The 25,024-nt window shown below is 70.0% G+C and carries 26 protein-coding genes and 2 pseudogenes; 15 read left to right on the plus strand and 13 right to left on the minus strand.

Going from position 1 to position 25,024, the window contains the following annotated elements; translation table 11 throughout:
* Positions 1-52: 52 nt before the first annotated feature.
* The 3 genes from ACIHAD_RS24035 to ACIHAD_RS24045 all read right to left on the minus strand — a co-directional run bounded on the left by ACIHAD_RS24035 (position 53) and on the right by ACIHAD_RS24045 (position 2,555).
* Complete coding sequence (locus ACIHAD_RS24035; RefSeq protein WP_026214222.1) at positions 53-256, minus strand: helix-turn-helix domain-containing protein; 204 nt, start codon at positions 254-256, stop codon at positions 53-55.
* Between the two features lie 312 nt (positions 257-568).
* On the minus strand, positions 569-1,351 hold the full coding sequence (locus tag ACIHAD_RS24040) for a phosphatase (protein ID WP_397356837.1): 783 nt from the start codon (positions 1,349-1,351) through the stop codon (positions 569-571).
* Between the two features lie 40 nt (positions 1,352-1,391).
* Complete coding sequence (locus ACIHAD_RS24045) at positions 1,392-2,555, minus strand: acetoin utilization protein AcuC (protein ID WP_397356839.1); 1,164 nt, start codon at positions 2,553-2,555, stop codon at positions 1,392-1,394.
* Positions 2,556-2,761: 206 nt separating this feature from the next.
* Between ACIHAD_RS24045 and ACIHAD_RS24050 the strand changes: the two genes are divergently transcribed.
* The 4 genes from ACIHAD_RS24050 to ACIHAD_RS24065 all read left to right on the plus strand — a co-directional run bounded on the left by ACIHAD_RS24050 (position 2,762) and on the right by ACIHAD_RS24065 (position 6,180).
* Positions 2,762-3,811, plus strand: a complete 1,050-nt coding sequence (locus ACIHAD_RS24050; RefSeq protein WP_397356840.1) for a sensor histidine kinase — start codon at positions 2,762-2,764, stop codon at positions 3,809-3,811.
* Positions 3,808-4,467 carry a response regulator gene (locus ACIHAD_RS24055; RefSeq protein WP_397356841.1) on the plus strand — a complete coding sequence of 220 codons (660 nt, stop codon included), beginning with the start codon at positions 3,808-3,810 and terminating at the stop codon, positions 4,465-4,467. The genes ACIHAD_RS24050 and ACIHAD_RS24055 overlap by 4 nt, the downstream gene beginning before the upstream one ends.
* A gap of 82 nt (positions 4,468-4,549) precedes the next feature.
* Positions 4,550-5,440, plus strand: a complete 891-nt coding sequence (locus ACIHAD_RS24060) for an ABC transporter ATP-binding protein (protein WP_397356843.1) — start codon at positions 4,550-4,552, stop codon at positions 5,438-5,440.
* Positions 5,437-6,180, plus strand: coding sequence for an ABC transporter permease (locus ACIHAD_RS24065; RefSeq protein WP_397356844.1), 744 nt, complete (start codon positions 5,437-5,439; stop codon positions 6,178-6,180). Before ACIHAD_RS24060 ends, ACIHAD_RS24065 begins: the two co-directional genes overlap by 4 nt.
* A 48-nt stretch (positions 6,181-6,228) precedes the next feature.
* Here ACIHAD_RS24065 and proC read toward each other — a convergent pair whose 3' ends face one another.
* Both proC and ACIHAD_RS24075 read right to left on the minus strand, forming a co-directional pair.
* Positions 6,229-7,023: a pyrroline-5-carboxylate reductase gene (gene proC / locus ACIHAD_RS24070; RefSeq protein WP_397356845.1), complete on the minus strand. Its 795-nt coding sequence runs from the start codon at positions 7,021-7,023 to the stop codon at positions 6,229-6,231.
* A gap of 39 nt (positions 7,024-7,062) precedes the next feature.
* On the minus strand, positions 7,063-7,944 hold the full coding sequence (locus ACIHAD_RS24075; protein WP_397356847.1) for a proline dehydrogenase family protein: 882 nt from the start codon (positions 7,942-7,944) through the stop codon (positions 7,063-7,065).
* Between the two features lie 81 nt (positions 7,945-8,025).
* Here ACIHAD_RS24075 and ACIHAD_RS24080 point away from each other — a divergent pair, with 81 nt between their 5' ends.
* Complete coding sequence (locus ACIHAD_RS24080) at positions 8,026-8,469, plus strand: hypothetical protein (protein ID WP_397356849.1); 444 nt, start codon at positions 8,026-8,028, stop codon at positions 8,467-8,469.
* A gap of 70 nt (positions 8,470-8,539) precedes the next feature.
* Here ACIHAD_RS24080 and ACIHAD_RS24085 read toward each other — a convergent pair whose 3' ends face one another.
* On the minus strand, positions 8,540-8,755 hold the full coding sequence (locus ACIHAD_RS24085; RefSeq protein ID WP_397356850.1) for a hypothetical protein: 216 nt from the start codon (positions 8,753-8,755) through the stop codon (positions 8,540-8,542).
* Positions 8,756-8,933: 178 nt separating this feature from the next.
* Here ACIHAD_RS24085 and dnaK point away from each other — a divergent pair, with 178 nt between their 5' ends.
* The 6 genes and pseudogenes from dnaK to ACIHAD_RS24115 all read left to right on the plus strand — a co-directional run bounded on the left by dnaK (position 8,934) and on the right by ACIHAD_RS24115 (position 16,404).
* The gene (gene dnaK / locus ACIHAD_RS24090; RefSeq protein WP_397356851.1) at positions 8,934-10,805 is read left to right on the plus strand and encodes a molecular chaperone DnaK; all 1,872 of its coding nucleotides are present in this window, start codon (positions 8,934-8,936) and stop codon (positions 10,803-10,805) included.
* A complete protein-coding gene (grpE, locus tag ACIHAD_RS24095; RefSeq protein ID WP_397356852.1) occupies positions 10,805-11,404 on the plus strand; it encodes a nucleotide exchange factor GrpE in 600 nt (199 codons plus the stop codon). The genes dnaK and grpE overlap by 1 nt, the downstream gene beginning before the upstream one ends.
* 20 nt (positions 11,405-11,424) lie before the next feature.
* Positions 11,425-12,603, plus strand: coding sequence for a molecular chaperone DnaJ (gene dnaJ / locus ACIHAD_RS24100; RefSeq protein ID WP_397356853.1), 1,179 nt, complete (start codon positions 11,425-11,427; stop codon positions 12,601-12,603).
* Positions 12,604-12,606: 3 nt separating this feature from the next.
* Positions 12,607-12,930: pseudogene (locus ACIHAD_RS24105) on the plus strand (heat shock protein transcriptional repressor HspR); the annotation flags it as partial.
* A gap of 30 nt (positions 12,931-12,960) precedes the next feature.
* Complete coding sequence (clpB, locus tag ACIHAD_RS24110; RefSeq protein ID WP_397356854.1) at positions 12,961-15,531, plus strand: ATP-dependent chaperone ClpB; 2,571 nt, start codon at positions 12,961-12,963, stop codon at positions 15,529-15,531.
* A 219-nt stretch (positions 15,532-15,750) separates the two neighbouring features.
* On the plus strand, positions 15,751-16,404 hold the full coding sequence (locus tag ACIHAD_RS24115; protein WP_397356855.1) for a hypothetical protein: 654 nt from the start codon (positions 15,751-15,753) through the stop codon (positions 16,402-16,404).
* A gap of 153 nt (positions 16,405-16,557) precedes the next feature.
* Here the strand turns inward: ACIHAD_RS24115 and ACIHAD_RS24120 are convergent, their stop codons facing one another.
* The gene (locus ACIHAD_RS24120; RefSeq protein ID WP_352319079.1) at positions 16,558-17,088 is read right to left on the minus strand and encodes a tetratricopeptide repeat protein; all 531 of its coding nucleotides are present in this window, start codon (positions 17,086-17,088) and stop codon (positions 16,558-16,560) included.
* A gap of 173 nt (positions 17,089-17,261) precedes the next feature.
* Between ACIHAD_RS24120 and ACIHAD_RS24125 the strand changes: the two genes are divergently transcribed.
* Positions 17,262-17,621 carry a hypothetical protein gene (locus ACIHAD_RS24125; RefSeq protein WP_397356856.1) on the plus strand — a complete coding sequence of 120 codons (360 nt, stop codon included), beginning with the start codon at positions 17,262-17,264 and terminating at the stop codon, positions 17,619-17,621.
* Here ACIHAD_RS24125 and ACIHAD_RS24130 read toward each other — a convergent pair.
* From ACIHAD_RS24130 to ACIHAD_RS24145, 4 genes are all read right to left on the minus strand, one after another.
* Positions 17,599-18,156, minus strand: coding sequence for a hypothetical protein (locus tag ACIHAD_RS24130; RefSeq protein ID WP_397356857.1), 558 nt, complete (start codon positions 18,154-18,156; stop codon positions 17,599-17,601). The two genes, ACIHAD_RS24125 and ACIHAD_RS24130, sit on opposite strands and share 23 nt — an antisense overlap.
* A 70-nt stretch (positions 18,157-18,226) precedes the next feature.
* Entirely contained in the window at positions 18,227-18,895 is a 669-nt protein-coding gene (locus ACIHAD_RS24135) for a TetR family transcriptional regulator (RefSeq protein ID WP_397356859.1), read from the minus strand.
* 536 nt (positions 18,896-19,431) lie between these two features.
* Entirely contained in the window at positions 19,432-20,505 is a 1,074-nt protein-coding gene (locus ACIHAD_RS24140; RefSeq protein WP_397356860.1) for a CapA family protein, read from the minus strand.
* 59 nt (positions 20,506-20,564) lie between these two features.
* The gene (locus ACIHAD_RS24145; protein ID WP_397356861.1) at positions 20,565-21,401 is read right to left on the minus strand and encodes a helix-turn-helix transcriptional regulator; all 837 of its coding nucleotides are present in this window, start codon (positions 21,399-21,401) and stop codon (positions 20,565-20,567) included.
* A gap of 109 nt (positions 21,402-21,510) precedes the next feature.
* Between ACIHAD_RS24145 and ACIHAD_RS24150 the strand changes: the two genes are divergently transcribed.
* The 3 genes and pseudogenes from ACIHAD_RS24150 to ACIHAD_RS24160 all read left to right on the plus strand — a co-directional run bounded on the left by ACIHAD_RS24150 (position 21,511) and on the right by ACIHAD_RS24160 (position 23,590).
* Positions 21,511-22,914, plus strand: a complete 1,404-nt coding sequence (locus tag ACIHAD_RS24150; RefSeq protein WP_397356862.1) for an MFS transporter — start codon at positions 21,511-21,513, stop codon at positions 22,912-22,914.
* A gap of 33 nt (positions 22,915-22,947) precedes the next feature.
* Positions 22,948-23,121: pseudogene (locus ACIHAD_RS24155) on the plus strand (DUF6082 family protein); the annotation flags it as partial.
* A gap of 148 nt (positions 23,122-23,269) precedes the next feature.
* A complete protein-coding gene (locus ACIHAD_RS24160) occupies positions 23,270-23,590 on the plus strand; it encodes a DUF6082 family protein (RefSeq protein WP_397357156.1) in 321 nt (106 codons plus the stop codon).
* A 33-nt stretch (positions 23,591-23,623) separates the two neighbouring features.
* Here ACIHAD_RS24160 and ACIHAD_RS24165 read toward each other — a convergent pair whose 3' ends face one another.
* Together ACIHAD_RS24165 and ACIHAD_RS24170 are read right to left on the minus strand one after the other, a co-directional pair.
* The gene (locus ACIHAD_RS24165; RefSeq protein ID WP_397356863.1) at positions 23,624-23,845 is read right to left on the minus strand and encodes a DUF397 domain-containing protein; all 222 of its coding nucleotides are present in this window, start codon (positions 23,843-23,845) and stop codon (positions 23,624-23,626) included.
* A gap of 55 nt (positions 23,846-23,900) precedes the next feature.
* Positions 23,901-24,764 carry a helix-turn-helix domain-containing protein gene (locus tag ACIHAD_RS24170; RefSeq protein ID WP_397356864.1) on the minus strand — a complete coding sequence of 288 codons (864 nt, stop codon included), beginning with the start codon at positions 24,762-24,764 and terminating at the stop codon, positions 23,901-23,903.
* Between the last annotated feature and the right edge of the window lie 260 nt (positions 24,765-25,024).

The following is a 25,024-nucleotide window of genomic DNA, read 5'->3' on the forward strand; positions in this document are numbered from 1 at the left end:
GCCGGGCTTCTCCCGCGACCGAATTCACGGCGCGTTCGGGCGCGCCGCTACTTCAACCTGCCTCGATGTAGGCCTCCCGCAGATAGTCGTGGACCGCCTGCTCGGGCACTCTGAACGACCGGCCTACTCGGATGGCCGGCAGCTCACCTGAGTGGACGAGCCGGTACACCGTCATCTTGGACACCCTCATGACCGTCGCCACTTCAGCCACGGTCAGGAACTTCACCTCGCTGAGAGGTCTTTCGCCTGCACCCATCGGACGCCTCTTCCGCACGTGTTTCCGGGTTATCCCCACTGGTGCCATTGCTCACGCACGTGTACTGCCGTCAGCGTAAGTCGGGACTCCGGGTGCGCAAACCCCCTATTTTCTCAGTCTTCGGAGCCACCTGTCAGCCGGACCAGTAAAGTCGCTGGTTAGCAGCCGGGCCGAGCACCTCGCCTGGACCTTGGAACTGTCCAAGTTGCCACACATAAGAGTCGCCCAAGCACCATCAAAAGTTGGCAAAGGGACAGCGAGCCCCTTGGAATGCAGGCGCGAAAAGACGGTATGGGGAGGGCCGTTTTCGACTCAAAGGGCTCGTGAGACCAGAGTGACCAATCGCTCGGTCAGCGGAGTGTAATAGCGCGGTAGCACATTGTCGTCGAGTGGCACGACCACGTCGATCTTTCCCTCGGCCTCGCCGAGGAACAGGCCGGGGTCGTTGCTGTCGGCGAAGGCCACCGTCGGCACGCCCGCCTCGCCCGCCGCTCCCGCCCAGCCGTGGTCGGCGATCACCAGGTCGGGCAGCTCGCCTTCGAGCTCGTCGAGCATGTGCCGCATCGGGGCCGAGTCGTGGGTGTGCACGAAGCCGCCGCGGTCGTCGAGCATGGCGACGTCCTGGAGGTAGCGCAGGCGGCGCGGGCGGCCGAAGTCCGAGCCGGCGTACGTCCAGCCCTCGGCCGGGGTGAGCAGGGTCGCGCCGCGCTCGACGGCGAACCTGGCCAGCGGCAGGTGGACGGCGAGCAGCCCGGTCGGGTGCCCGGTGGCGAACAGCACGCGCGGGGCCGGCCGCGACAACACGGACGCGACGCGCTCGGCCATGGCGTCGATCGCGTCGATCGTCAGGTCGGGGTCGATGGTGTCCTGGCCCCGGCGGTGGCCGGGATCGGCGACCACGCCGGCCGACTTGGCCATCAGGTCGAGGACGTCCCGGAACGACCACGGCTGCTCGAACGTCAGGCCGAGCATGTAGTAGGGGTCGCGGTTGGCCAGCGAGCTGTAGTGGTCGAGGTTGTTCTCGCGCGACGTCGCGACGTCACCGGCGATGCGGCTTTGGGTCAGGTGTCGGCGGAGTTCGTCGCGGCTCAGCACAGGTCTTCCTCATCAGGGGCATCGAGGACGTCAAGCGTCGTCAGGGCATCGGGTCGAGGCCGTGCAGAGGGAACACCGCGTGCCGGGTCGCCATGACCGCACGGTCGATGGGGTCCGCTGGGTCATAACCGCCGGAGAAGTCGTGAAATTCCGGGTTTCGTCCGTCGGTCATGGTCAGCGGGGGCGCCTCGCCGGTGCGCTCCCTGACGTACTGGCGCCAGGCGTCGGGGGTGGGCGTGGCCGGATCGACCGGGTGGCCGGCGGCCTCGGCGATGAGGTGCGTCCAGATGCGCGGCACGACCTGGACGAGCTCGTAGCCGCCGCCGCCCACCGCGATCCACCGGCCGCCCGCCGTCTCGTGCGCCAGCCCGTGCAGGGCGGCGTAGGCGGCGCGCTGGCCGTCGATGCTGAGCATGAGGTTGGCGAGGGGGTCGAGCGCGTGGCTGTCGCAGCCGTGCTGGGTGACCATGATCTCGGGGCCGAACTCGCGCAGCAGCGGCGGCACGACCGCGTGGAAGGCGCGCAGCCAGCCGGAGTCGCCGCAGCCGGCCGGGAGCGCCACGTTGACGGCCGTACCGTCCGCGCCGGTCTCCTGGGGGAAGCCGGTGCCGGGGAACAGCGTGCGCGGGCTCTCGTGCAGGCTGATCGTCAGCACGCGGGGGTCGTCGTAGAAGACGGCCTGCACGCCGTCGCCGTGATGCACGTCGACGTCCACGTACGCCACCCGCGTGGCACCCTGCTCCAGCAGCCAGGCGATGGCCAGGGCCGGGTCGTTGTAGACGCAGAAGCCGCTGGCCGCGGCCGGCATGGCGTGGTGGAGCCCGCCCGCGACGTTGACCGCGTGCTCGGCCGCGCCCTCCCAGACCGCGCGCGCCGCCGCCAGGGACGCGCCGGCGATCAGCGCGGACGCCTCGTGCACGCCCTTGAAGGCGGGATTGTCGGTGGTGCCGAGCCCGGCCCGCAGGTCGGGCACGCCGGCGACCGAGACGCCCTTGACGGCCTCGATGTAGCCGCGGTCGTGCACCATGGCCAGCTCGTCGTCGCCGGCGGGCGCGCAGCCGGCCATCTCGACCTTGTCGAGCACGCCGAGAGCTCGGGCGAGCGCGATCGTCAGCTCGACCCTGATGGGGGCCAATGGATGGCTCGGGCCGAAATTGTAGGAGGTGAGAGCGTCGTCCCAGATGACCCGTGCCGTTCGGCTCATGCCCCGCCCTTCGCGCGTTCTCTCACCTTGCGCCGACGTTACCGCAGCGCCCTCTTCTCGTTGTAGCCCGGGTGATCGTCGGGGACGGCCTCGGTCGCATCGGAAATTTCGTGACTTAGTGTTTTATGGTGCGCTTGGCGCGGCCTTTCCTCAGAATCTTTAATTTCTTCCGACGTCCCCGGGTTTTCGACACCACGATCGTGGTCGTGCTCGTCGTGCTCGCGGGCCTCGGGCTGGTCCTGTCGTCCCTCCAGACGGGGGCCCACGGGGTGCTGGGGTCCGCGCACTTCCTGCTGACCAGCGTCCTGCTGCTCGTCCGCCGGAGCAGGCCGGTGCCGGTGGCCGGGGCCGTCACGGCGCTCGACGTGATAGGCATCGCGGCCGGACTGGTGACGTCGGCCAGCGCCCCGGAGGCCATCGCCTTCTACAGCCTGGCGCGCTACTCCTCCGGCCGTCCGTCACTGGTCATGACGGTCACGGGGATGGTCGCCTACGGCGTGGTGATGGAGATCAGGGGGCCGGGCATCGGCCAGTTCGCGGCCGGCGCCTTCGTCGTCGCGATCCCGGCCGGGGTCGGCGCGCTGGTCAAGGCCAGGGTCGAGCTGAACGAACGCGGCAGGCGTACGGCCGCCGACGCGGCCGTACAGGCGGAGCGGCGGCGCATCGCGAGGGAGCTGCACGACGTCGTCGCGCACCACATCACGGTGATCAACGCCCTGGTCGGCGGCGCGCGGGCCACCCTCGCGCCCGAGCAGGAGGTCACCCGCGAGGCGCTGGAGAGCGCCCAGCAGACCGCCCGCCAGGCGATGTCGGAGATGCGCAGGCTGCTCCACGTGCTGCGGGCCGACGGCAACGACGGGCCGGACGCCGCGACCGGCGTGGGGGCCGACCGGCTGCCCGCGCTCATCGGCGAGGCCAGGAGCGCCGGGCTGCCCGCGAGCCTGACCGTCACGGGCGAGCCGGTGACGCTGCCCTCCGCCGTGGACCACGCCGTCTACCGGATCGTGCAGGAGGCCCTGACCAACACCCGCAAGCACGCGGCCGGCGCCAGGGCCAGCGTGCGCCTGGCCTACGAGTCCGAGGCGGTCGAGGTCGAGGTGCTCGACGACGGCGTGCCGCAGCAGGGCGGCGCGCCGGGGTACGGGCTGGGCGGCATGGCCGAGCGGGTCGCGCTGTGCGGCGGACAGCTTTCGACCGGCCCGCGTCCCGGGGGAGGATTCCGGGTGCACGCCCGCATCCCCTTGGAGGCAACATGATCACGGTGCTGCTGGTCGACGACCACGAGCTGGTGCGTAAGGGGTTCAGGCTGATGCTCGACGCGCAGCCGGACCTGTCCGTGGTGGGCGAGGCCGCCGACGGCGAGCGGGCCGTCGACCTGAGCCGGCGGCTGCGGCCCGACGTGGTGCTGATGGACCTGCACATGCCGGGGCTCGACGGCGTGCGCGCGACCGAGCTGATCACCTCGGAGCTGCCGGGCGTGCGGGTGCTCGCGCTGAGCACGTTCGACCTGGACGAGAACGTGGTCGCGGCGCTCAGGGCGGGCGCCGACGGCTTCCTGCCCAAGGACGTCTCCCCCGAGGAGCTGATCGAGGGCGTCCGCGTGGTGCACCGGGGCGAGTCGGCGGTCGCGCCGCGCCTGCTGACCCGGCTGATCGGCACGTTCGTCCGGGCGTCGAGTCCGTCGGCCGCGCCCGCGCCGCCCGTGCTGGACGCGCTGACCGAGCGCGAGCGGGAGATCCTCGTCCTGATCGCCAGGGGCCGGTCGAACACCGAGATCGCCGAACAGCTGGCGGTCTCCCCCTCGACCGTCAAGAACCACGTGACCAGTCTGTTCGCCAAGATCAAGGTCAGGGACCGGGCGCAGGCGGTGATCGTCGCGTACGAGGCGGCGCTGATCAAACCTGGAGACTAGGACCAGGCTCCCAGGCCGCGCCCGGCAAGAACGTCCTCATGGCCGAAGAGAAACGCGGCCTGCCGACGGCACGCTTGAGTGCATGACGGCGATTCGCGCAACCAATCTGAGCAAGCGCTACGGCGGCACCCATGCCGTCGCGGACCTGTCATTCGACGTCGAGCCCGGGCTGGTGACCGGGTTCCTCGGGCCGAACGGCGCCGGCAAGTCCACGACCATGCGCATGATCCTGGGCCTCGACCGGCCCTCCGGCGGGTCCGTGCTGGTGGACGGGCGGCCGTACCAGGAGCATCGGCACCCGCTGCGCAAGGTGGGCGCGCTGCTGGACGCCAAGGCCGTGCACGGCGGCCGCAGCGCCCGCAACCACCTGCTGGCCATCGCCCAGAGCAACGGCATCCCGGCGAGCCGGGTGAACGAGGTGTTGGAGTCCGTCGGCCTGCGCGAGGTGGCGCGGCGGCGGATCGGCGGCTTCTCGCTCGGCATGTCGCAGCGCCTGGGCATCGCGGCCGCGCTGCTCGGCGACCCCGAGATCCTGCTCTTCGACGAGCCGGTCAACGGGCTCGACCCCGAGGGCATCCTGTGGATCCGCACGTTCATGCGCAAGCTGGCCGCCGAAGGGCGGACGGTGTTCGTCTCCAGCCACCTCATGAGCGAGATGGCCCAGACGGCCGACCACCTGATCGTCATCGGCCGGGGACGGCTGATCGCCGACACGAGCGTGCAGGAGTTCATCGGGCGCAGCTCCCAGGGCTACGTACGGGTGCGCTCCCCGCGCCTGGCCGAGGTCGCCGACCTGGTCAAGGTGGGCGACCTGTACGCGGACCACCTGCGCGTCACCGCGATGAGCACGCTGGAGATCGGCACCCTGACCGCGCGGGCCGGGATCCCTCTGGAGGAGCTGACGTTCGTGCAGCCCTCGCTCGAAGCGGCGTACATGGAGCTCACCAAGGACAGTGTGGAGTACTCGTCATGACAGACATCCTGCGGTCGGAATGGACCAAGATCCGTTCGGTGCCTTCGACGGTGTGGACGCTCGCCGTCACCGCCCTGCTCATGATCGGCCTGGGCGCGCTCATCTCGGTCGCGTCCAAGGCCACGGCCGACGGGCGGCCCATCCCCGGTGACCAGGCCGTCATGGCGAGCCTCACCGGCATCATGTTCGCCTCGCTGGCCATCGCCACGCTGGGCGTGCTGGTGATCTCCAGCGAGTACCGGACCGGCGGCATCCGCACGTCGCTGATGGCGGTGCCGCGGCGGATGAGCCTGCTCGGCGGCAAGGTCGTGGTGTTCACCGTGACGGCGCTGGTCGTCTGCACGGTCGCGTCGGCCGCCGCGGTGGCCGTCGGCCTGGCGATCACCCGGCCGGCCTCGGTCGACATGGGCGCGGCGGCGCGTTCGGTGCTCGGCGCGGGGCTCTACCTCACCGCCTGCGGCCTGTTCGGGCTCGGGCTCGGCACGCTGGTCCGGCACACGCCGGGCGCGCTCGTCTCGGCCATCGCGCTGATGCTGGTGCTGCCGCAGCTCGCCGGCGCGCTGCCCGGCCGGTGGGGCAAGGCCGTCTCCGACCACTTCACCACCAACGCCGGCCTGGAGGTCGTGCGGGACCAGCCCGGCAACCCGCTGGGGCCGTGGAGCGGGCTCGGCGTCTACTTCCTCTGGGTCGCCGTCGCGGTGGTGGCGGGGGCCGTCCTCATGCAGCGGCGGGACGCCTGAGCCCGGACGCGGCGCGGAGTGCGGCGACCGGGCTCCCCCGGACGCCGGTCAGCCCGAGGCGAGCTGGCGCCCCCGGTCGCGGGCGGCCTCGATGGCGGCCAGGAAGGCGGCGCGCACGCTGTGGCGCTCCAGCTCGGCGATGGCCGCGATCGTGGTGCCGCCCGGCGAGGTGACGGCCTCCCGCAGGATCACCGGGTGCTCGCCGGAGTCGCGCAGCATCACGGCCGCGCCGACGATCGACTGGGTGACCATGTCGAGCGCGGCGGACCGCGGCATGCCGAGCAGGATGCCCGCGTCGACCATGGCCTCGACCAGGTAGAAGAAGTAGGCGGGGCCACTGCCGGACAGCGCGGTCGCGGCGTCCTGCTGGGACTCGGGGATGCGCAGCACCTTGCCGACCGGCTTGAGCAGGCCCTCGGTGAGCTTCAGGTGCTCCTCGCCCGCGTGCGCGCCGGCCGAGATCACGCTCATCGCCTCGTCGAACCTGATCGGCGTGTTGGACATGACCCGGACCACCGGCACCTCGACGCCGAGCCGCTGCTCCACGAACGCGGTGGTGATGCCGGCCGCCGCCGTGATGACCAGGCGGTCGGCCGGGACGTAGGGGGCGATCTCGGCCAGCAGGGTCGCCATGTCCTGGGGCTTGACGGCCAGGATGAGGGTGTCGGCCACCTTGGCCGCCTCGGCGTTGCCGACCGTGCGCACGCCGTAGGTCTCGCGCAGCGCCTGAGCCCGCTCCGGCCTGCGGCTGGTCGCCATGATGTCGCCCGGCTCGAACCCGGCGCGCAGCAGCCCGGACAGCAGGGCCTCGCCCATCTTGCCGGTGCCCAGAATCGCGATCATCTCGACCTCTCGAAGGGGAACGGACGCCGGCCCAGCCTACTAGCCTCCCGACAGCAGCGATCTGAGGAAGAACGCCAGGTTGCGGGGGCGTTCGGCCAGGCGGCGCATGAGGTAGGCGTACCAGTCGGCGCCGTACGGGACGTACACGCGCACCTGGCCGCCGAGGCCGGCCAGGCGGCGCTGCTCGCGGGGGCGCACGCCGTACAACATCTGGTACTCGAAGCCGTTCAGGTCGCGGCCGTCGAGCACGGCCAGGGTGGAGGCGATCTGGATCATCCTCGGGTCGTGCGTGGCGATCATGGGGTAGCCGGTGCCCGCCATGAGGATCCTGAGGCAGCGGACGAACGAGCGGTCGATGTCGGCCGGCCTGCTGTACGCGCCGGGGGCGGTGTAGGCGCCCTTGCAGAGCCGTACGCGGGCGCCGACCAGCTTCTCGCAGCGTTCGAGCGCGTCCGGCAGGTACGCCTGGACCACGATCCCGACGTCGGGATGCTCCTTGCGCAGGGTGGCGTGCACGAAGTGCAGGCCACCGATCGTGTCGTGCTCCTCGGCGTCGAGCGTGACCGTGATGCCGCGGGGCGCGGCGGCCTCGCAGATGGTGGCCGCGTTGTCGAGCGCGACCTGTTCCGACAGCCGCAGCCCGAGCGCGGTCAGCTTGACCGAGGCGTCGCCGCCGGGCGGCAGCCGGTCGAGGAGCGCCAGGTACTCGCGCACGGCCGCCTCGGCCTGCCTCCTGTCGGTCACCTCCTCGCCCAGGTGGTCGACGGTCACGAGCAGGCCCTCGTGGGACAGCTCGCGGATGACCCCGCCGACGTCGTCGGCGACGTATCGCTTGACCACGTCCCTGGTCAGCGGCGATGTGGTGATGACGCGTTCGGCGCGTTCGCTCTTGGAGACGGCCAGCATTGCCTGACGAAGCACGTGACCCACACTAACCGCCCACTTCCTGGGTATATCGCTGAACCGCGGACCTGCCCTTTTCGTCTTAGGGATATGCGCACAATGACGACAGCGACTCTTCTCGCCGGTTCTCTGGTGCTCGCGACGAGTTGTGCCACATCGCCGCCGGCCGCCCGTCCGTTGCCGCAGGCGCCCGCCGAGCACGCCGTGACACCGGTCACCACCGCCCCGACCAAGGGCCCCGAGCCGGTCAAGCCCACCGGCGACGCCATCAACGTGCACAAGGCCCGCTGGACCAAGGCCACGCCCGTCTCACATGGCAAGCAGGTCAAGCTCACCTGGTGGTCGGGCGTGGAGCCGTGCACCGTGCTGGACAGGGTCAAGGTCAAGGAGACCGCCAAGAAGGTCACCATCACCCTGTACGAGGGCACCTCCCCCAAGGCCGAGAACGTCTCCTGCATCATGCTGGCCGTGGAGAAGACCACGACCGTCAAGCTCAAGCACGCCCTCGGCAAGCGCAAACTCGTGGACGGCGCGAAGCCCTAGCGTCCGAGGCGCCGGCAGTTCTCGGTGACGGCCGGGCGCGCGTCGGTCCAGCCGTTCCCCGGCAGGTACGTCACGGCGACCGGCACGTCCCCCGCAGCCCTGGCCTTCGCAGCGGCCAGGGCCTGGCCTCGCCCAGGGACGGGTCATGGCCGCCGCCCAGGGCTGTGACGAACACCTCGGCGGCCAGGTCGTCGGCCACGTCCCCGGGGAGGCGGCGGGCGATGTACCGGTGGATCTCGGCGAAGTGCAGGTCGAACAGGTCCGCCCCGCGATCGGGTGGAACCACCGGGCGTCCGCCCCCGTTACGCGTGTTGTGTGGAATCACGTTGCTTGTTGCCCGGATTGCCGGGAATGGTTTCACGCTCAGAGGGGTTGAGTCGGGTAGGCTCAAGTCGTTTGACAAAGACGACACGAATCCGTAGCTTGAGTCCGACCGACTCAACTTTGACTACAAGGACGTACTCATGGCACGTGCGGTAGGTATCGACCTTGGGACGACCAACTCCGTCGTCTCGATCCTCGAGGGCGGTGAGCCCACCGTCATCGCCAACGCGCAGGGCTCGCGGACCACGCCGTCCGTGGTCGCCTTCGCGAAGAACGGCGAGGTCCTGGTGGGCGAGGTCGCCAAGCGGCAGGCCGTCACCAACGTTGACCGGACGATCCGCTCGGTCAAGCGCGAGATGGGCACCAACTGGTCCCAGGAGATCGACGGCAAGAAGTTCTCCCCCCAGCAGATCAGCGCCTTCGTGCTGCAGAAGCTGAAGCAGGACGCCGAGGCGTACCTGGGCGAGAAGATCACCGACGCGGTGGTCACCGTCCCGGCCTACTTCAACGACGCCCAGCGCCAGGCCACCAAGGAGGCCGGCACGGTCGCGGGCCTCAACGTGCTCCGCATCATCAACGAGCCGACCGCCGCGGCCCTCGCCTACGGGCTCGACAAGGAGCAGGACCAGACGATCCTGGTCTTCGACCTCGGCGGCGGCACCTTCGACGTGTCGCTGCTCGACGTCGGCCAGGAGGACGGCCACGGCTTCGTCGAGGTCAAGGCCACCTCCGGTGACAACCACCTCGGTGGCGACGACTGGGACCAGCGCGTGGTCGACGAGCTCGTCAAGCGCTTCCAGAACGCCCACGGCGTCGACCTCGCCAAGGACAAGATGGCCCTCCAGCGCCTGCGTGAGGCCGCGGAGAAGGCCAAGATCGAGCTGTCCAGCCAGGCCGAGACCAACATCAACCTGCCCTACATCACCGCTTCCTCCGAGGGCCCGCTGCACCTCGACGAGAAGCTGACCAGGGCCGAGTTCCAGCGCCTGACGGCCGACCTGCTCGAGCGGACCAAGGGCCCGTTCCACCAGGTCATCAAGGACGCCGGCATCAAGGTCTCCGACATCGCCCACGTGGTGCTCGTCGGCGGCTCGACCCGCATGCCCGCCGTCACCGAGCTCGTCCGCGAGCTGACCGGCGGCAAGGAGCCCAACAAGGGCGTCAACCCCGACGAGGTCGTCGCCATCGGCGCCGCTCTCCAGGCCGGCGTGCTCAAGGGCGAGGTCAAGGACGTCCTCCTGCTCGACGTGACCCCGCTGTCGCTGGGCATCGAGACCAAGGGCGGCATCTTCACCAAGATCATCGAGCGCAACACGACGATCCCGACCAAGCGCTCGGAGGTCTTCACCACGGCCGAGGACAACCAGCCGTCGGTGCAGATCCAGGTCTACCAGGGCGAGCGCGAGATCGCCTCGTACAACAAGAAGCTGGCCACCTTCGAGCTGACCGGCATCGCCCCGGCGCCGCGCGGCATCCCGCAGATCGAGGTCACCTTCGACATCGACGCCAACGGCATCGTCAACGTCTCCGCCAAGGACCTGGGCACGGGCAAGGAGCAGACGATGACGATCACCGGCGGCTCCGCGCTGCCGAAGGACGACATCGCGCGCATGATGCGCGAGGCCGAGTCGTACGCCGAGGAGGACAAGAAGCGCCGCGAGGAGGCCGAGGTCCGCAACAACGCGGACGGTCTGGCCTACCAGACGGAGAAGTTCCTCCGCGAGAACGACGACAAGGTCCCCGGCGACATCAAGACCGAGGTCAACGACGCCCTGGCCGAGCTGAAGAAGGCTCTTGAGGGCACCGACACCGACGTCATCCGCACCTCCGCGGAGAAGCTCGCCACGGTCAGCCAGAAGATGGGCTCGGCCATCTACGCCGCCGGCCAGGGCCAGCAGGCCGGTCCCGAGGGCGCTCCGCAGGACGCCGCGGCCGGTCAGGGCGCCAAGGCCGACGACGACGTGGTCGAGGCCGAGATCGTCGACGAAGACCAGCCGAAGAAGGACCAGTGATGCCGGCGCGTGACAAAGGGCACGAGGAGCCGGTGATCCGCGACAAGCGCAAGATCGACCCGGAGACGGGCGAGGTTCGGGAGACCTCGGGCGAGCAGCCCGAGGCGCCCGCCGAGCAGGTGCCGGCGGCGGCCCACGACGGCGAGCTGGCGGCCCAGCTCGCCGAGCGGACCGCCGACCTCCAGCGCCTCCAGGCGGAGTACACGAACTACCGCAGAAGGGTCGAGCGCGACCGGGTCGCGGTCCGCGAGCAGGCCGTCGCCGGCGCGCTGACCGAGCTCCTCCCCGTGCTCGACGACATCGGAAGGGCCCGTGACCACGGCGAGCTGACCGGTGGCTTCGCGAAGGTGGCGGAGTCGCTGGAATCGGTGCTCACCAAGCTGGGCCTCAGCTCCTACGGCCAGAAGGGCGACCCGTTCGACCCGACGGTCCACGAGGCGCTGATGCACAGCTACTCGCCCGACGTGGCCGAGCCCACCGCGATCGAGGTGCTGCAGCCTGGATACCGGATGGGTGAGCGGGTGCTGCGCCCGGCACGGGTGGCGGTGGCCGAGCCCGAGGACGCTCCTCCCGCGTCCAATGACGACGAAGCAAACTGACAAAGGACGAAGGGCCGTAGATGAGCACCAAGGACTACCTGGAAAAGGACTACTACGCCGTCCTTGGTGTGCCCAAGACCGCCACCGCCGACGAGATCAAGAAGGCGTACCGGAAGCTGGCCAGGCAGTACCACCCGGACACCAACCAGGGCGACGCCGCCAAGGAGACCAAGTTCAAGGAGGTCTCGGAGGCGTACGACGTCCTGTCCGACGGCAAGCGCCGCAAGGAGTACGACGAGGCGCGCACGCTGTTCGGGTCCGGGGTGGGCGGTCAGCGCCCCGGCGGTGGCGGTTTCCCGTTCGACTTCGGCGACCTGTTCGGCGGCACCGCCGGCCAGCAGGGCGGGGGCGCCGGTGAGCGGCTCGGCGACCTGTTCGGCGGGCTGTTCAACCGGGGCGGGGCGGGCTCCACCCGTACGACGAGCGCGACCAGGCCGCGCCGCGGCCAGGACATCGAGTCCGAGGTCACGCTCTCGTTCACCGAGGCCGTCGAGGGCACCACGGTGTCGCTCAGGCTGACCAGCTCGGCCGCCTGCACCGCGTGCACCGGCACCGGCGCCAAGGCGGGCACGACCCCCCGGGTCTGTCCCACCTGCGAGGGCACCGGCGCGGCCAGCCGCAACCTGGGCAACTTCGCCTTCTCCGAGCCCTGCCGCGACTGCAAGGGCCGCGGGCTGCTCGTGGACGACCCCTGCCCCGTGTGCGAGGGCAGCGGCCGGGCCAAGAGCACCCGCACGATCCAGGCCAGGATCCCCGCCGGCGTGGCCGACGGGCAGCGGGTCAAGCTCAAGACCAAGGGCGCGCCGGGCGAGAACGGCGGCCCGGCCGGCGACCTCTACATCCTGACGCACGTCAAGCCGCACCACGTGTTCGGCAGGACGGGCGACAACCTCACGGTCACCGTTCCCGTGACGTTCACGGAGGCCGCGCTGGGCGCCGAGATCAAGGTGCCGATCCTCAAGGGCATGCCGGTGACCCTGCGCATCCCGGCGGGCACGCCCAACGGCCGCACGTTCCGCGTGCGGGGCAGAGGCGTCACCCGCAAGGACGGCACCAAGGGTGACCTGCTCGCCAGTGTCGAGGTGCTCGTGCCGAAGACGCTCGACGACAAGTCTCGCGAGCTCCTCACCGAGTTCAACACCGCGACCGTGGGTGACGACCCGCGCGCAGATCTCATTCAGCGAGCCAGAAGCGAGTAGCCGATGGACGCCAACTATTTCGACCTGTCCGACGACACGCCTGTTTATGTGATCTCGGTGGCCGCGCAGCTCTCCGGGCTCCACCCGCAGACGCTGCGCCAGTACGACCGGCTCGGCCTGGTCAGCCCGGGCCGCACCGCCGGGCGCGGCCGCCTCTACTCCACAAGAGACATCATCCAGCTCCGCGAGGTCCAGCGGCTCTCCCAGGAGGAGGGCATCAACCTCGCGGGCATCAAGCGGATTCTCGAGCTCGAGAACGAAGCTCTGCGGCTGCGTGAGGAGGTTCACCGCCTGCGCGCCGAGATGCGGATGGTCCGGGCGCTGATCCGCTACGAGCTGCCACCGGGGGCCTAGGTTATGGACTACAAGCTCACCCAGAAGAGCCAGGAAGCTCTCTCGGGTGCCATGCGGCGCGCCGCCGCCGAGGGCAACCCGGAGATCGCTCCGGCCCATCTGCTCTCCACGCTGCTCTCCCAGACGGGCGGCACGGCCGTCCCGCTGCTCGAAGCGGTCGGCGCCGACTGGCGCACGCTGCGGGCGCGCGTCGAGGAGCAGCTCGCGGCGCTGCCGAAGGCCCAGGGCGCGACAGTGGGCGCGCCTTCGAGCTCCCGGCAGCTCCTCACCGTCATGAACACCGCCGCCCAGCACGCCAACCGCCTCGAAGACCTCTACGTCTCCACCGAGCACCTGCTCGTCGGCCTGGCGGCCGACGGCGGCCCGATGGCCGAGCTGCTGAAGTCGCAGGGCGCGACCCCGCAGGCGCTGCTCGACGCCTTCGAGAAGGTACGCGGCCACGCCCGCGTCACCAGCGAGACGCCCGAGGACACCTACCAGGCGCTGGAGAAGTACGGCGTCGACCTGACCGAACGGGCCCGCGGGGGCGGCCTCGACCCGGTGATCGGCCGCGACTCGGAGATCCGCCGCGTGGTGCAGGTGCTCAGCCGCCGCACCAAGAACAACCCGGTGCTGATCGGCGAGCCCGGCGTCGGCAAGACGGCCGTCGTCGAGGGCCTGGCCCAGCGCATCGTGGCCGGCGACGTGCCCGAGTCGCTGCGCAACAAGCGGCTGATCTCGCTCGACCTGGGCGCGATGGTGGCCGGCGCGAAGTACCGCGGCGAGTTCGAGGAGCGGCTCAAGGCCGTGCTCTCCGAGATCAAGGAGAGCAACGGGCAGATCGTGACGTTCATCGACGAGCTGCACACCGTCGTCGGCGCGGGGGCCGCCGAGGGCGCCATGGACGCCGGCAACATGCTCAAGCCCATGCTGGCCCGTGGCGAGCTGCGCATGATCGGCGCGACCACGCTCGACGAATACCGCGAGCGCATCGAGAAGGACCCCGCGCTGGAGCGCCGCTTCCAGCAGGTCTACGTGGGCGAGCCCACGGTCGAGGACACGATCGCGATCCTGCGCGGGCTCAAGGGCCGCTACGAGGCCCACCACCAGGTGCAGATCGCCGACAGCGCCCTGGTGGCCGCCGCCGCCTTGTCCGACCGCTACATCACCAACCGCTTCCTCCCCGACAAGGCCATCGACCTGGTCGACGAGGCCGCCTCGCGGCTGCGCATGGAGATCGACTCCCGTCCCGTGGAGATCGACCAGCTCCAGCGGAACGTCGACCGGATGAAGATGGAGGAGCTGGCCCTGACGAAGGAGACCGACGAGGCGTCGGTCCAGCGGCTCGACCGCCTGCGCCAGGAGCTGGCCGACCGCCAGGAGGAGCTCAACGCCCTCGTCGGACGCTGGGAGCACGAGAAGGCCGGGCTCAACAAGGTCGGCGAGCTGAAGAAGCAGCTCGACGAGGCCAGGGGCGCCGCCGAGCGGGCCCAGCGCGACGGCGACTTCGAGGCCGCCTCCCGGCTCATGTACGCCGACGTGCCCCGGCTGGAGCAGGCGCTCCAGGCCGCCTCCGACGCCGCGCCGCCGGAGAACGCCATGGTCAAGGAGGAGGTCGGCGCCGACGACATCGCCGAGGTCATCTCCTCCTGGACGGGCATCCCCGCCGGGCGCCTGCTGGAGGCTGAGACGGCCAAGCTGCTGCGGATGGAGGAGGAGCTGGGCCGGCGGCTCATCGGCCAGCAGCGGGCCGTACAGGCCGTCTCCGACGCCGTACGCCGGAGCCGGGCCGGCATCGCCGACCCCGACCGTCCCACGGGCTCGTTCCTGTTCCTCGGGCCCACGGGTGTGGGCAAGACCGAGCTGGCCAAGGCGCTGGCGGACTTCCTGTTCGACGACGAGCGGGCGATGACCCGCATCGACATGAGCGAATACTCCGAGAAGCACAGCGTGGCCAGGCTCGTCGGCGCGCCTCCCGGCTACGTCGGCTACGAGGAGGGCGGCCAGCTCACCGAGGCCGTCCGGCGGCGGCCGTACACGGTGGTGCTGCTGGACGAGGTGGAGAAGGCGCACCCGGAGGTGTTCGACATCCTCCTCCAGGTGCTCGACGACGGACGGCTGACCGACGGCCAGGGCCGCACGGTCGACTTCCGCAACACGATCCTGATCCTGACCTCCAACATCGGCTCGCAGTTCCTGGTCGACCCGAAACTGGAGAACGACGCCAAGCGCGAGGCCGTCATGGGGGCGGTGCGCGGCTCGTTCAAGCCGGAGTTCCTCAACCGGCTCGACGACGTCATCCTCTTCGACGCGCTCGGCTCCGAAGAGCTGGCCCAGATCGTCGACCTCCAGGTCGACCGCCTGGCCCGGCGCCTGTCCGACCGCCGGCTGACCCTGGAGGTCACCCCGGCCGCCCGCGAATGGCTCTCGCTCACCGGCTACGACCCCCTGTACGGCGCCCGCCCGCTGCGCCGCCTGGTCCAGTCGGCCATCGGCGACAAGCTGGCCAAGGCCGTGCTGTCCGGCGAGATCGCCGACGGCGACAAGGTCAGGGTGGAGCTCGGCGACGACGAGCTGGTCATCCAGCGCGGCTGAGACCCCGCCACCGGAGCCCGGAGATCCCCGCGGATCCCCGGGCTCCGGCATGTCATGCCAGGGTCATATCCCGCCGCCGCGGGGTAAGGTTCCCGCCACTCTTCGCACAAGCCGCAGGCGACCTGCCGGACCCGTGACTACCTTCGGCGTTCGTCAGATCACCGATTCCGATCAGAGGGACATGCGGTGTCATCTCAGAAGATCCGAAGCATCCTCGCGGTGGCCGCTCTGACCGCCGGCGTCACCTGGCCGGTCGCCGGTCCTTCGCTGGCCGACACCTGCGGGCCGCGATCCCAGGCGGTGGCCTCGTACTGCGACGGCCGCACCAGCCTCCAGCTCAACGAGCACAGGACGAACGGCCACCGGCTCGTCACCGAGGAGGTCGGCAAGCTCGCCATGGCCGCCGGTGTCATGGCCAGGCGGCTCGGCCTGACCGGTCTGGCCGCCGCCAGGTCCGCCATGGGCCCGCTGGCCGACCTCGGCGGCGTCGGGGCGACCTGGGGCATGCCGTCGCTGACCAGCGCCTCGCCCGCGCTGTTCCCCATGGTCCCCGGCGACAGCGGCATGCGGGACCTGGCGACGACACTCCAGGTGCCCGCCCTGCCCGCGCTGCCCGCGTTGCCGCAGACGCCCATCGCGGCCCGGGTGCCCGCCGAGATGACGGTCGGCGAGAAGCCGACCGCCCCCGCGTCGGCCCGCTCGGCGCGGACCCAGGCGGAGGCCCGACAGCCGGTGCGGGAGGTCGGCGGCGACCTCATCTCGAACCTGCTGCCCAAGGCCGTGGAGGGCATCGAGGGCGCGTCCACGCTGCCCGGCGGCTACCCCGCCATCGACGGCTTCAGCCGCCTGCTGCCCAACCTCGACCTGCGCTGAGCCAAAGTGTCCGGGCGCGGGTCGTGCCCGCCGCGCCCGGCTTCCCCAGCCGGAGGGGCCGTGGCCACGCGCTGACGCGGCCCCTCCGGCCCGGCTTCGCGGGCGCGCGACAAGCAGGGCCCCGCGCGGGGCCCGCCGGTCCGGCCCCCGCGACTAGGAGACGAGCTCGTCGAGCTCGTCTTCCGGGAGGCCGAGGTCGACCCTGATCCGGTATCGCGTCCGCAGCAGCGCCACCTGCTCGGGGTCGCCCTCGTCACAGCCCAGCACCGCCTGGGTGGCCCATTCGAGGCCGCCCCGGAGATCGCCGTAGGCGACCAGGGTCTCCGCGATGGTGTGGGCGGTCGCCGTGGAGACGTCGCCCTCCGCGCGGATGGTCTCGATGAGCTCCCGGGCCTCGTCGGGCCTTTCGAGCTCGAAGAGGGTGTCGGCGATTCCGGCGCGCGGGTCGAAGCCCGCGTCGCCGCCGTCCTCCACGGCGCGCTGGAAACACTCCATCGCGCGTGCGGGCTGTCCCGCCGCCCGCCACTCCTCCGCGGCCAGGACGAGGATGGACGCCCTGGAGACGTCGCCGGACGAATAACCGAGCGCGACGTCGTAAAGCCGACTGGCCAAGGAACTGTGGTCGTCGGCCAGCAGGGCCTGCTCAAGCAGACGATCAAGGTGCTCTCGGGTCACATGCGCCACACCCGCGAGACTACCGAGCCGCCCGGCGCTTTGCCCGGTCAATGCGCATCGCCGGTCACATGCAAATTCGGCAACGTCTCGTCCAAGGCTGGTTACGCTGCGCGTGTCTGTGCAGGTCATAGGGCATATAGCCGATGCTTTGCGTCTCGCGGGCGGAGGGGGCTGTAATGGGCATGTCCAAGCAGATGACCTTCACGCTGGCTTGTGCCGTCGTCCTCTCGGCCCTCGGGCCCGGTGTGGCCGGGTATCTGTCGGCCCGCCTGGAGGCCATCCGGACGGCCGAGCGCAACCTGCACGCGCTGGAGGCCAGGCTCGACGTCAGGCAGGCCCGGGACGTCCGGCCGGTGTCCTTCCCGCTGCCGTGCCTCCGTACGCCGATGACGCCGCGCATCCAGCAGGTGCCCGCGACGGCGCTGGCCGACCGGGACCTCATGCGGCGCCGGCACCGGGAGGCTGCGGCCCTGCCGCCCGGGTCGCGGCAGTGGGCCGAGCCGGACGCTCAGCGGCCGGTCATCGCCGGGACCGCCCGGTGATCCGGTCGATCACCTGCGCGTAGATGTCGCCGCGTACCTCCTGGATGAGCGCTTCGAGCGGTGAGCGCCGCGGCGGCGTACGGGCGAGGTCCTGAGGCGCCGCCACCGACGCCCTCACCCGCTGCCTCACCGGCGCCTTCACCCGCTCCTTCACCGGTGCCTTGACCGGAGCCTTCACCTGGGCCACCACCGGAGGGCCCGCTCGGACGACGCTCAGGCGGGCGGGCCGCCGGATGCGGGCGCGCTCCCGGCGGACCCGCGCCTCGACGACGACCGCCGGACGCGCCACCGGACGCGCGGGCGCCTCGGCCTCGGCGGGTACGACCGCGGGCGGGATGGCGCGGCAGGCGACCACGGGCCGCACGGTCATCGCCGCCGCCTGCGTGTCGTCGGCGGCGTAACCGGCCGTGTAACCGATCATCCCGCCGGCGCCCACGGCCAGGACGAGCCCGAACGCGGCGTAGACCGGCCCACGCCTGCGGCGGGGATCGAAGGGAGCACTGCGGTGGAAGGCGGATGGTGGAAGATCGAACATCTTCACCTCCCGGGACCCGTGACGGACAGTGAATGAACGATCGCTCACTGCTGTCATGCCCAGATCTCGGTCAGCGTCCCACGTCGCCCTCGGTCAGTACGTGCGGCGACCATGATTTGAGCTGGCGCGACAGGAACCCGCGCACCAGATGCTTGGCCGCGTCGATGATGTCCGGCGCGCCGGCGGGGTCGCGCCGGAAGGCCAGCTTGAGCACCGCGTCGCCGGCCTCGACGGCGACCAGCACGGCCAGGTCGAGCGTCTCGCTGTCGGCCAGCCCGAACTCCTTGAGCAGCAGGCCGCGCAACCTGCCCGCGATGACCGTGTTGTTCTCGGAGTCGGAGTCGAGCAGGTTGAGGTCGACGATGTCGCCGAACTGCAGGCTCCTGAAGCCGGGGACCGTGCGGTGCATGTCGACGTACTCGTCGATGATCGCGTCGACGGCCTCCCACCAGCCGCGGTACTCCTCCTCCATGAACCGGCGGCCCACCCGCGCCACGAACTGCTCGACGTTGCGCCGGGTGAGCTCCTGGGTGATGGCCCGCTTGTCGGGGAAGAACTGGTAGACCGAGCCGATCGCGACACCTGCCCGCTCGGCTATGCGGGTGGTGGACAGGGCCTCGTAGCCGGTCTCGTCGAGAAGTTCGGCGCAGGCGTCGAGCATGCGCTCGACGCGCCGGGCGCTGCGGCGCTGGGCCGGCTGCCGCCGGAGAGCTTTGGGGTGGACGCAGTCATCATCCATTTGCGGCGAAGACACGGATTCATCTTCTCTCGTCTGCACGATCGTTACCTACTCATTTGCGGGATTTCTCGGACGGCTGTCCTGTCGCGTCGCCCATGGCGAAATCCACGGCATGGCATAACCGAATTTCCCTGCTGCTCGGCGGCCCGAAAGTGCGTGGCCACGCAGGTCGGCGCGGCAGGGCGGACGCCCGTCCGGCCCGGCGCGGCGGCTTCGGGGCGCGGCTCCGGATATCGCCCCGCGGATCGCCGCCGATGATATGTTCGAGAAAAGTCCCGCCGCCGGGACCGTCATATTGTTCGGCACAATGACCGGCACACTATATTGCGTGACGATATTTTGCGAATATTCTTCAATTTGAGCCGATATCAGTGACGTCGTGGGCCGGCGCCCGATCGGCGGGGGCGCGGCTTCGCCTCGGACGCGGCGGGTGCCGGGGTGACCGTGCGGCAGGAGAATCGCGGGAGCGCCCCCGCCGGACTCGACCTGCCGCATGGCGACCTCCTATTGGACGGATCGTCCAGAGGATGGATCGATCATGGCCGCGCGGCCAGCCCCGAGCACGAGCGCAGGGCCTTCCAGTCGTTCACGGCCTGGGTCCTGGCCGTGCCCGTCATGGGGATCGGGACGCCGCCCTGGATCGTGGCCGGGGTCCACTGGTCCTTGAGCACCTTGCGGCCGTTGATCGTCAGCGTCAGCACGCCCGTCCTGCCCGTGGTGCCCGGGGTGGAGTTGTAGAAGACGAAGTTGCCCATGCCGTAGCTGACGTAGGCGTTGTCCAGGTATCCGGCGCCGAGCAGGATGTGCGCGTGCCCGCCGACCACGACGTCGGCGCCCGCCGCGACCAGCTTGGGTGCGAGCGAACGCTGGGCCTCGTTGGGGCATTTCTGCATCTCGGTGCCCCAGTGCAGGTGCACGATGACGGTGTCGGAGTTCTTGCGCGCCTGGCGTACGGCCTTCAGCAGGCTCGCCTCGTCCTTGGCCGAGGCCAGCCCGCCCTTGTCGGCCGTGGCCGTCCACGACTGGATGAACTCGGCGTCGAGCACCTGCGTCGCGCCGATGATGGCGACCCGGTTGCCGTTCACGGTCTTGCGGAAGGGTTTGTACGCCTGCGCCGCGTTCTCCCCGATCCCCACGATCGGGAACCTGCTGCGCTTGATGGCCGCCAGGGAGTCGGTAAGGCCGCTCTCCATGTAGTCCATGCCGTGGTTGTTGGCCATGGAGGCGACGTCCACCCCGGCCGCCTTGAGCGCGGTGAACGCGGTCGCCGGCGCGCGGAAGGTGAACTGCTTGCCCGGCGCGGGCGTCCCGGCCGTGGTGATGGCGGTCTCCAGGTTGACCATCGTCAGGTCGGCCTTGCGCAGGACGTTCGCGATGGGCCCGAGGGCGGTGCCCGGGTTGGCGAGCCTGCCGCGCAGGACGCCCTCGAAGTGCACGTCACCGCCGAAGGAGATGGTGAAGGGCCGTCGCGCGGGCTTCGGCTTCCGGCTCGGCGACTCGGCCGCCTGCTGGTCGACCTGCTTGCTCTGCGGTTCTTTGTCGGGTGCCGACGAACATGCCGCGAGGGAGGCGGCGACGACCAGCACCGGTAGGACACGGGGGAGTCTCATCTACCGCCATTTCCGCTCGATCCAGACTTTTCCGGATCGAGCATTCTATGGGCGGCAGATTAGGACTTGGTATCACCACTTCCCATCAACCAGGCCAAAGCGGACCTAGTGGCGTCGTCCTTGGGGCTGTAGACGATCAGTCGCATCTCGGGCGCGGAGGAGGCGTTCAGGCTGGTCGTGCTGAAGCGGAGGGCGCCGACGACCTCGTGCTCGAAGACCTTCACCCGGGGGCCGGGCTCGGCCACGTCCTGCCTGGCCCACATGCGGGCGAACTCGGCGCTCTCGGCGCTCAGCCGCCGGACGAAGTCCTGCCAGCAGGGGTCGTCGGCATGCCTGCTGTAGGCGCCCCTGAAGACCGCGACCGCGCGCGGCAGCTCCGACTCGCGGTTGACGAGCCTGGTCGGAGGTGAGGTGTTGACGAAGGTCTGCCAGAGCGAGTTCCGCTCGCCGTCCGGGGCCGCGACGACGTGCGGGAACAGCGCGGCGTAGGCGGCGTTCCAGGCCAGCATGTCGGAACGGCTGTTGGCGACGGACGCGGGCATGTCGCCGAGCTGGTCGAGGATGCCCTGCATCTCGGGCGGCATGCGGCTGGCGTCCACGACGGCGGGGGCCTCGGCCTGGCCGGTGAGCCGGTAGAGGTGCTGGCGCTCGGCGTTGTCCAGCATGAGCGTACGGGCGACGGCGTCGAGCACCTGGCCGCTGACGTTGATCGGCCGGCCCTGCTCCAGCCACGTGTACCAGGTGACGCCCACCCCGGCGAGCTGGGCGACCTCCTCGCGGCGCAGCCCCGGCGTACGCCTGCGGGGGCCCGGCGCGAGGTCCACCATCTCGGGGGTGATGCGTGCCCGGCGGGTGCGGAGGAACGCCGCCAGATCAGTACGTCTTGCCTCGGTCACGGTCACACCTCCACTATGGGGGCATACGTGCTCACTTATCCAGGTGCCGCCAATACCAGTATAAAGGGACTCTCGTTACTGGTATCGGGTTCGCACAATAATGAAACACATGACCGAATCCGCCACTGTTTCCCCTCCTGTCCAGGTCACCCCACCGGACAGGGCCAAGGCCAGCGGTCTGCTCCTCGCAGTGATCCTCGTCGGGCAGTTCCTGGCCATCCTCAACGTCAACATCGTCAACGTGGCCACCCCGACCATCGAGGCGGACCTGCACTCCTCCGGCGCGGGGCTGCAGATGATCGTCGCCGGTTACACCATTGTCTATGCCGTCCTCTTGATCACAGGCGCCCGGATCGGCGACCTGTTCGGTTACCGCAACGCCTTCCTCGGCGGGCTGGCCCTGTTCACCGTCACCACGCTCGGCGCCGGTCTCGCGCCCTCGACGGGCTGGCTGATCGGCTTCCGCCTCGCCCAGGGCGCCGGCGCGGCCCTGATGATGCCGCAGGTGCTGACCTTGATCCAGCGCAACTACCAGGGCGCCGCCCGGGGACGGGCCATCGGCCTGTGGTCGCTGGTGATCAGCGGCGGCATCGTCGTGGGCCAGGCGCTCGGCGGCATCATGCTCGGCTTCGGCGCCGGTTGGCGGGTGGTGTTCCTGGTGCTCGTGCCGGTCGGGGCCGTGCTGCTCGGCATCGGGTTCCGCGCGTTGCCCGCCGACGAGGGCGGCGGCCGTACCGGGCTCGACCCGTGGGGCTTGGTGACCCTGTCGGCGGCCGTGCTGCTGTTCGTGGTGCCGCTGGTGCTCGGGCGTGACCTCGGCTGGCCGGTCTGGGGCTGGGTCTCGATGGGGCTCAGTGTCGTGATGTTCGTGGTGTTCGTCCGGGTCGAGCGCTGGGTGACCGGACGCGGCGGGCGTCCGCTGGTGGACGCCAAGGTGCTGGCCGCGCCGGGCATGCGTCCCGGCCTGGCGATCCTGCTGTTCGGCCCGGCGACCTGGGGCGCGTTCCTGTTCACCTCGGCCCTGCACCTCCAGGGCGACCTGCACTTCTCCCCGCTCGGCTCGGGGATGATGATGGTGCCTTGCGCGCTCGCCTTCGGCATCGTCGGGCTGCTGTGGCCGCGCCTGCCCGCCGGGCTGCAGCGCCCGCTCGTCCCGGTCGGCTACGTGGTGGCCGCGCCCGCCTACCTCGGCCTCGGACTCGCCGCCGACGGCGGCGTCGTCTACGCGGTCATGAGCGCCCTCATCGGCGCCGGGCTCGGCGTGCAGGTGGCGGTGACCAACATGGCGACCGAGCGGGTGGACGGCGCGTACGCGGCGGACGCGAGCGGCGCGCTGCTCACCGTGATGCAGCTCGGCCAGGTCATCGGCGTCTCGACCGTGGGCACGCTGTTCATCTCGCTGAGCCAGGGCCACGGCACCGTCTCGGCCTCCCTCATGGCCGCCGTCGCGATGGCCGGCCTGGCCGTACTGGCGGGCCTGAGCAGCCTCTTCCTCGTCCGCACCCGCCGCTGACCCGCTCCCCGGCAGCGTTCCCTTCCCGGGACGATGGTCTCGCCGTTCTTTCTCAAGCTGCTCGTCCCGGAGGATGCGCGGTGGCAGCAACTCAGCGCGGTCGGCGAGACCTATGGAGCCGCCTCGGCGATCCTGTCGGCTTTCGCGCTCATCGCCATCGGCTTCTCGCTCTATTTGCAGGCCAAGGAAATGCGGCTGTCACGCTCGGCCGCCGAACGCGCACCATTTCCAGCTCATGCAGCTCCAGATGACCCATCCGGTGCTTCGGCGTGGTTTGGGGCTGCCGGACAACGGCCTCGACCCGCGCCTGCACATCTATCTCAACCTCGTGCTGTCACACTGGTAAGCGGCTTATCTGCTCGGCGAGATGTCCGAGCGCACGCTCCTCACATATGCCCGCAACGAATTCTTCTCCACTCCTGCGGGCAAACGCTTCTGGGTGAGCACACGTGATTATCGACGAGCGACTGCGGACGGCAAGGCCGCTCTGCGATTCGTCGACGCGATCGACGGCGCCTGGCGAGAGAGCAAGATGTCGGCGCCGGATCATCTGGTCATCGGCCGCGCTCGGCCTGCCGCGCTGAACGCTGCGGCGGCTGCGGACCGGCTCGGGTGGATCCTGCGAGGCGGACCAGGCCGGCGAGCTCCGGCCGAGCCTCGTCATGGGCGGCCCTGAAGGTTGTGTCGTCAACTCGTCAGGGCCGCCTGTTCACCCGGCGGCGGCCAAGGTCTGCAGGTCGAACTCGCCGTCACGCACCCCGGCTGTGAAGGCGGCCCATTCGGACGGCGTGAAGACGAGCACGGGCCCGTCCTCCACCTTGCTGTCCCGCAGGGCGACGTTGCCGTCTCCCAGGGGGGCAACCTCGACACAAGAGGTCGCTCCATTGCAGAAGGTGCTCTTCCGCCAGTTCTGGATCGTACTGGTGTGCATTTTCTCCCCAAAAGGTATAAGCAGGCCCCATTGCCCGCCTACTGGGACCGCGTGCTCAGCGTCGCCACAACATGGCTTTGCGTTGGATGAGTACGCGGGATTCGTCCTCGTCGAGTGCCTCTGCCCACATGTGGTCAAAAGCGTTCTCATAACCGGCGACTCGTTCGAGATCGTCTACGAAGTGAGCAGTGTACAAGTGCTCCAGATAGACGACATCGTCGAAACCGGCGAACTTCAGATGAATGAACGCCCCGGTATTGACCGGATGGAGAGAGTCCAGCGGCAACACCCGGACGTTGACGTGCGGCAACATGGAGACCTCGATGAGATGCTCCATCTGCTCCCGCATGACCGAGGGCTCCCCGAAGCGTCGCATCAGCACCGCTTCGTCGAGCACCACGTTGAGGCGACAGGGATCGGGCCGGTGCAGAACCCGTTGCTGCCGGTCGAGGCGGGCCTCGACGCGGCTGCGCACGCCGCTGTGCGTGATCCGGACGATTCCGCGCGCGGAGAGGATGACCTCTCGCGCGTAAGCCTCGGTCTGGAGGAGACCGGACACCAACTGGGGTTCCCAGTTGCGCTGAACCGTCGCCTCCGCCTCCAGCCCGAGAAGCCTGATGTACTCCTCGGGCAGGGAGTCTTCATAATCTTCCCACCACCCACGCTGCTCCGCATCTCGCAGCAGGCCGAAGAGTTCGTCAAGTCTGTCGCTGTCAAGGCTGTAGAGCTCGCCGAGCGCCTTGATGTCGGCGGCGCTGGGCATGGTCTTCGCGGCTTCGATGCGGCTGACCTTGCTGGCCGACCAGCCGAGCTCTCTCGCCGCCCGGGCCCCGGTGAACTTCCGTCGTTCGCGAAGGAGGCGCAACTCCTGACCTAGGCGGAGCCTGCGCACTGTCGGACTGCCCTGCTGCGATGGCACCGTCCACTCTCCTTGTCGGGAATGAAGGTGTGGCGGGAACGGATCGTTTGGCAACCCGGTTTGTGGGCCGTTCACTCAATCTTACACTGCAACTTGCACGAACTATGCCGCGCGGGGTTGCTCGAAGGCTTTCACGGAGAGAGCGTAGGAGCAAGACAAGGCTTCACGTAGGTATAGAGGTATGGGCGAGGATTTTCGGCGCCCCTCACCGTCCCGAGAACCCCTGACAGAATGCGTGCAAGTTGCACAGCAACTGGAAC

The organism is Nonomuraea sp. NPDC052265 (genome assembly GCF_044547985.1).
Lineage (GTDB): Bacteria > Actinomycetota > Actinomycetes > Streptosporangiales > Streptosporangiaceae > Nonomuraea.